5 protein-coding genes are annotated in these 6,728 nt (G+C 66.8%); 1 reads left to right on the top strand and 4 read right to left on the bottom strand.

Translation table 11 applies throughout. The features are described from left to right. Nucleotides 1–362: DUF3239 domain-containing protein (locus WAW17_RS11905; protein ID WP_422333184.1), on the bottom strand; the 362-nt coding region annotated here is incomplete at its 3' end. 32 nt (nt 363–394) lie between these two features. Next, on the bottom strand, nt 395–2,074 hold the full coding sequence (locus tag WAW17_RS11900; protein WP_422333183.1) for a DNA repair helicase XPB: 1,680 nt from the start codon (nt 2,072–2,074) through the stop codon (nt 395–397). A 170-nt stretch (nt 2,075–2,244) separates the two neighbouring features. Between WAW17_RS11900 and WAW17_RS11895 the strand changes: the two genes are divergently transcribed. Beyond that, nucleotides 2,245–3,069 carry an LppU/SCO3897 family protein gene (locus tag WAW17_RS11895; RefSeq protein WP_422333182.1) on the top strand — a complete coding sequence of 275 codons (825 nt, stop codon included), beginning with the start codon at nt 2,245–2,247 and terminating at the stop codon, nt 3,067–3,069. Between the two features lie 7 nt (nt 3,070–3,076). On the opposite strand, the gene WAW17_RS11890 is transcribed toward WAW17_RS11895, so the two are convergent. Both WAW17_RS11890 and WAW17_RS11885 read right to left on the bottom strand, forming a co-directional pair. Next, nucleotides 3,077–4,060, bottom strand: a complete 984-nt coding sequence (locus WAW17_RS11890; protein WP_422333181.1) for an alpha/beta hydrolase — start codon at nt 4,058–4,060, stop codon at nt 3,077–3,079. A 159-nt stretch (nt 4,061–4,219) separates the two neighbouring features. Further along, on the bottom strand, nt 4,220–6,517 hold the full coding sequence (locus tag WAW17_RS11885; RefSeq protein WP_422333180.1) for a helicase-associated domain-containing protein: 2,298 nt from the start codon (nt 6,515–6,517) through the stop codon (nt 4,220–4,222). Nucleotides 6,518–6,728: the final 211 nt, after the last annotated feature.

Here is a 6,728-nt window from a genome sequence, read left to right as displayed (position 1 = left end):
GCGTACGACGGGCCGCCGGCACCGGGTTTCGCGATATCGATCAACGCCAAGAGCGTGAGTGCGCGCGGATGAACCTCCGAGACCACCGCCGGCACCAGGGGGCTCTTCGCGTAGAGGTCTTCGATGCTGCCGACCTTCCGCGGCACCCAGAACACCAGCCCCAACGAGGTGAGGGCTGCGAGGGCCACCACGACGCCGGCGACGATCGACCAGGGATGGGAGAGCAGGAACAACCAGACCGATGCCGCTGCGAACAGTCCGGCGACGACGACGGCCGAAATCTGCAGGCGTCGCACGTCGGCGAACGTCTGATTCACAGACTTCGCGTATGCCCGATCAACGGTGAACTCGAAATGTCGCACGAACCCACCTTAGTGGGACCGCGGCCGAGGTCTCATCCGATTGCCGGCCCCAGCAGATCGTCCGCGTCGGTGATCCGGTACGCGTATCCCTGCTCCGCGAGGAAACGCTGACGGTGCGCCGCGTATTCGGCGTCGAGCGTGTCGCGCGCCACCACCGAATAGAAATGCGCCTGACCCCCGTCGTGTTTGGGGCGCAGCAGCCGTCCCAGTCGTTGAGCCTCCTCCTGGCGTGACCCGAAAGTTCCCGAAACCTGAACGGCTACAGATGCTTCCGGAAGATCGATGGAGAAGTTGGCGACCTTGCTCACCACCAGCGTCTGTACCTCGCCCGCGCGGAACTTGTCGAACAGCTCCTCGCGTTCCTTGTTCTTGGTGGAGCCCTTGATGACCGGTGCATCCAATGCTTCGCCGAGTTCGTCGAGCTGATCGAGATACGCCCCGATCACCAGTGTCGGGGCGTCGGTATGACGGGCCAGGATCGATTTCACCACAGCTGTTTTCGTGTGCGCGGTGGAACACAGTTTGTACCGCTCATCGGGTTCGGCGACGGCGTACGCCATGCGCTCGGCGTCGGTCAGGGTGACCCGCACCTCGATACAGTCCGCCGGCGCGATCCAGCCCTGCGCTTCGATGTCCTTCCAGGGTGCGTCGTACCGCTTGGGCCCGATCAGGGAAAACACGTCGCCCTCCCGTCCGTCCTCGCGCACCAGTGTGGCGGTGAGCCCGAGCCGTCGCCGCGACTGCAGGTCGGCGGTCATCCGGAACACCGGGGCGGGAAGCAGATGCACCTCGTCGTAGATCACCAGACCCCAGTCGCGGGAATCGAACAGCTCGAGATGCTTGTACTCACCCTTGGTACGCCGCGTGATCACCTGATAGGTGGCGATCGTGACGGGCCTGATCTCCTTGCGCTCACCCGAGTACTCGCCGATCTCCTCCTCGGTGAGCGACGTGCGCGCGATCAGTTCGCGCTTCCACTGCCGTCCGGCGACGGTGTTGGTTACCAGGATCAACGTTGTGGCCTGGGCCTTCGCCATGGCCGCGGCGCCGACCATCGTCTTGCCCGCGCCGCACGGGAGGACCACCACTCCGGAACCACCGGCCCAGAAGGAGTCGACGGCCATCTCCTGGTAGTCGCGCAGGTGCCAGGCGGTCCCGGCGGATCCGGGGGAGGTGCCCTCGAAATCCAGCTCGATATGATGTGCCTCACCGTCGACGTATCCCGCGAGATCCTCGGCGGGCCAACCCACCTTGAGCAGCAATTGCTTGAGGCGTCCCCGCTCGCTCGGATGCACGATGACAGTGTCTTCGTCGACCCGCGCACCGAGCATCGGTGCAATCTTCTTGTGCCGGGTCACCTCGGTGAGAACGGCGCGGTCGAGGCTCACCAGCGTCAGGCCGTGCGCCGGATTCTTCACCAGCTGCAGTCGTCCGTACCGCGCCATGGTGTCGACGATGTCGACCAGCAACGGCTGTGGCACCGCGAACCGCGAGTACGTGACCAGGGCGTCCACTACCTGCTCCGCGTCGTGTCCGGCTGCCCGCGCATTCCACAGAGCCAGCGGAGTGATGCGGTAGGTGTGCACGTGCTCCGGGGCGCGCTCGAGCTCGGCGAACGGCGCGATCGCCTGCCGGGCGTCCTTCGCGCGTTCGTGATCGACCTCCAACAGCAGGGTCTTGTCGGATTGGACGATCAACGGTCCGTCGGTCACTGAAGCCTCCTCGGAATTGCGGTGCCGGCTGTAGCCAGCCTGTCCATTGTCCTGGTAACGCCGCCCAGCCGCCATGTCGACACCTCAACGGCCGTCGATACCGCCCACGACGGGTGGCCGGGCCCTACATTGAGGGCAGCCGGATGGATCGAACAGAGACGAGGCCTGTGATGACTCAGCCACCCGACCCCAACCGTCCCGATCCGAACGCAGCCGGTGGACCGGACCCGTATCCGCAACAGCCCTATCCGCAACAGCCGTATCCGCAACAGCCGTATCCGCAACAGCCGTATCCGCAACAGCCGTATCCGCAGGGTCCCCCTCCGCAGCAGCCCTATGGTCAGCAGCAGCCCTATGGTCAGCAGCCCTACCCTCAGGGGTCATATCCGCCCGGGCAATATCCGGGCCAGTACGGCCAGTACGGCCAGTACCCACCCGGCCAGTACCCACCCGGCCCGTACCCGCCGCAGAAGAAGTCACGCAAGGGCCTGTTCATCACTCTGGGCATCGTCGCCGTGGTGATCCTCGCAGCGATCGCGGCAGTTGGCGTGTTCGCGGTGCAGACGGCACAGAAGAACAGCCTCGATATCGGGGACTGCCTGTACTTCGAGTCCGCGTCAACCAGCGCTGCCGACACCGAGCACGAGAAACGGGACTGCTCCGACAGCGATGCCACCTACGAGGTGGCGCAGAAGAGCGAGGGTGAGGCCGAGTGCGGTGACGGCTACTTCTCGTACTCCCTCATGAACGACGACGACAGTGTGCAGACCACGCTGTGCCTTATCCCGAACATGATCGAGAACTCCTGCTACCTGCTAGAGGACGACGGGAGGATCCTGCCGTCGGACTGCACGGAGATACAGACGGTGAGGGTGGCGAAACGAGCCGACGGACAGAACGACGAGGCGCTGTGCGAGGAGTTCGCCACTGCCTTCCCGATCGCGTTCGCCGAGCCCGCGCGCACCTACTGCATCGAGGTCAATCTCGGGGGCTGATCACGCCTCAGGCGCCTATCGAGGCCTTCATCATCGGGAGCATCGCCCACAGCTGGTCCTGCCAGTACCCCCAGCTGTGGGTCCCCTGAGCAGGGAAATCGTAGTGCGCGGCAACGCCGAGACTGTCCAGCCGGATCTGGAAGGCGCGGTTCTGTGCCAGCGCGATGGCCTCGAGGCCCATCCCGGTACCGACGTTGAAGACGTCGATCGCCGAACGCGGCTGATCATGAGGACCGGGCAGGCCGGCGCCCGCGGAGATCCACATCGGCAGCCCCCGCATGAGCGGGGCCGCGACGAAGGGGTCGTTCCGCAGCCAGGCGGGATCCCAGGGCGGACCCCACATGGAGTCGGAGTTGTAGCCACCCGCGTCGAGCATCGACATGCGAATGGCCTCGCGCATCCCCGGAGCCGAGAGGTTCAGATAGCCCGACATCGAGCCCGCGAACGTGAACTGGTCCCGATGGTAGGCGGCCAGGATCAGCGATGCATTGCCGCCCATGGACAGGCCCGCCACCGCGTTGCTGGTGCGGCTGATGCCGTACGTGTTCGCAAGGAAATCGGGCAGATTCCGGGTGAGGAACGACTCCCACTTGTACGTGTAGGGCTGGCCGTTGAAATTGCTGGGCGCGTACCAGTCGGAGTAGAAGCTGGACATTCCGCCGACCGGTTCGACGACGTTGATCCCGTGGTCGGACAGCCACGCGGCGTTGGTCTCGTGTTCCCAGCCGCTGACGTCGCTGGTCGCGCGGATACCGTCCAGGAGATACAGAGCTTTGTTGCTGCCGTTGTTCGCCAGCCAGATCCGTACCTTGATCTGACCCACCCCGCCGGGTGCGGAGACCCAGTGTTCGCGCAGGCGGTCGTAGGGGTTCGCGGATGCGGTGCCGGTGCCGATGAACACGAACGCCATCGGCAGGACCACGAGGGCAACCATCAGCTGTGCGATCGCGCGCATCCGGCTGCGTATCGATTTCGTTGCGGTGACACTCATAGCCTGCCTCCTGGTAACACAACCGCGGCCGGATTTCGGGCAGCGTCACGACATTGCTTTACCGATTCATCGATGTGCGTGCACAAAACGTTATCGAGGTCGACGGAATGCCGTCGCTCTTTCCGTAGAACCGAGACCTGCCGAGGGCTGTGTGAGGCGTCAGTCGACCAGAGCGACGGACGTGATGCGATGCAGCGTGAACCGCCGCACGCTCCCGCTCGCCGGATCGTACGCGTCGAGCTGCCCACCGCCGACGCTCACCGGATCGACGATCCGGTGTGTTGCCACGCCCTGGGCGTCGACGTATCCGATCGACACGCTGGTCCGGTCCCGGGCCGCGCTGTGGAGGAGGGCGACGGTCGCGGCGCTGGTGGCCCTCGAACCGTCCGAACGGATGCCGCTGTGACCACGCGCCGACGCTGCCTGGTCGCCTGCCCTCAAGGTCCGGATCACCGCGTCCAATTGGGCATCGGTGGCCTTTCCGGGAGTTCTGGCCGCCGGCCCTCTCCGCCTTGCCGGAACACGGGCGCCCCGCGGCCGGATGTCGACCAGAGCGCCCGACGAGTCTTCGCCCGCGGGCGCGAAACCGGCAGCCCTGAGCTGGTCCAGCACCTCCCGCAGCGGGGCCTGCGACACCGCCACCGTCGGAGCGAGCGCACGCAGCACCAGCGAGGCGGCCACGCTCGAAGCCAGGACCTCCGCGAGCAGGGCGGGGTCTTCACAGCGGACGAACGACGCCGCCACACCCGCCCGCAGGCGGCCGTGTCTCCTCGCCACGTCGTCGATAAGATAGGACAGCGACTGGGGGACCGGCGTACGGGATCTGGTGGCGAACAGACTGTGGAGTTCCGCCGCGGTCATCCCGACGTCGAGGGCGCGGCGCACGCTGTTTTCGCTTATCCGGTACATCGAGGCGGCACCGGCCGACTCGATATCCGCGACCAATGTGATCTGGTCCAGCAGATCCGGGGTGAGGGGACCGGGCGCGACGACGGTGAGATCGGCCTGCACGAGGACATAATCGACGGGTGCCGGCAGGGCCGCCTGCATTTCCGCTTCGGCGTCGCCGCCGTGCAGCAGAGCCCGTCCCGGCGAGCTGAGCGCGCCGCGGGCGACCAGTCCGAGTGTCGCGGCCTCGTCGAGGGTCTGCTCCACCGCGTGCACGCGCAGTCGTGCCCCCCAGCGGGGGCGGCGCCAGGCGAGCAGCCGACTCACGTCGACCGGTTCGACGGACTGTCCGCTCCCCAGTTCGGACAGGAGTCCCAGAATCGCACGCCGGTCCCGCGGCGCAGACGGCGCGCGTACCTCCTCGGACAGGGCTGCGATGGGCTTGTCATTGGCATCGCGCACACCGATGACCCAGGCCATCCGGGGTAGATCCAGCCAGGCGGTCGCCAGAGCGTGCCACTTGCGCGCAACGGGCGCGGTCATCCAGTTGTCGACGGCAGTCGTCGGAGTCCAGTAGCTCTCGCCGGTGTCGGGCGAGGGCGGCGGATCCGGGCTGCCTGCCGCGATGAGGCCGGCGGCCGCCAGCAGTTCGACGAGCAGGCTCAGCCGGTTCTCGTCGATTCCGGAGACCTTGGCGATGCGCCGAAGCTCCCGGATACCGAGGCCGCCCGCGCGCAGGGCCGGTGCCGGCGCTACGCCGAGGGCTTTGACGACGTCCTCGCAGTGCCGGACGAGTTCGAGGGCCTCTCCGGCGGCGGCGGCGTTGATGTCGGCAGGTTTGTGCTTACGACTCGCCACGGTCGGCGGAGACAGGGTTGTGGGGTCGAACGCCGCCTCACCGCGCAGGACCTGCCGCACCTGGTAAGGCAGTTCGACGGTGTCGTCGTCGATCCAACGCAGCAGTCCGGCCGCGAGGAGGCGTTGTACCGGGCGGTCCGCCGGTGATCCCGGGGCGGCATCGCGGGTCTTGCCGATGGAACTCGACCGGGACAGCGTGTCGAGGATGTCTCGTTCGTCGGATGGCAACCCTGCCAGCGCCGTGGTGATGGCGGACTCGTCGAGGCTCTCGGCAGGCTCCGCGGCGCGGCCGATCCGCCACGGAATGGTGGCGACCACGGCCGGGACGATGCGAAGAGCGGTGTCGTCGCCCCACACGAGCGCAACGGACCGCAGGTCGTTCAACGCGGCACCGACGGTCTTCTTCGGTACCCGCGAACCGACGGCTTTCTGCAGTGTGTCCCGAGACAGCGGCGTCTCGTCGGCGTGCCCCAGCGCCAACAGTTCGAGGACGCCGAATTCGAGGGACGTGAGGTTGTCTGCGGCCCTGGCCACCGACGCCCGCTGTTCGGCGCGCCCGGCGAGAACCGCGGCCGTTGCGGGCGGCGGCACCGCCAGATCGGGCCGCCGGCGCAGTAGATCGGCGAGGTCGCTGTCGCTGCGCGCAGCCAGCCACCCCGCGAGGCTCGCGGAGGCGTGTGTGCTGGCGGCGGATGCGTCGGTGTCGGTCATCGACTATCAGATTAGAGACCTGGGCTGTACGTCGCCGCGCGCTCCTGTCAAAATGGCCCGGTGGCTAACAAAACGAAGAATCAGTATGTGGATCCCGGGTGGCCTGAAACGGCTGACGGCGACCAAGCAGTGACCGAACTGTCGTCGACCCGTGCGGGCGGTCTTTCCCCCTACGGCGAGGACACCGAGTTTCCGTTGCCTGCGGATCAGC

The organism is Rhodococcus sp. (in: high G+C Gram-positive bacteria) (genome assembly GCF_049286785.1).
Classification (GTDB): domain Bacteria; phylum Actinomycetota; class Actinomycetes; order Mycobacteriales; family Mycobacteriaceae; genus Rhodococcus_F.
Note: the sequence above shows the minus strand (reverse complement) of the source record. Positions and strands in the feature narration are given on the sequence as shown.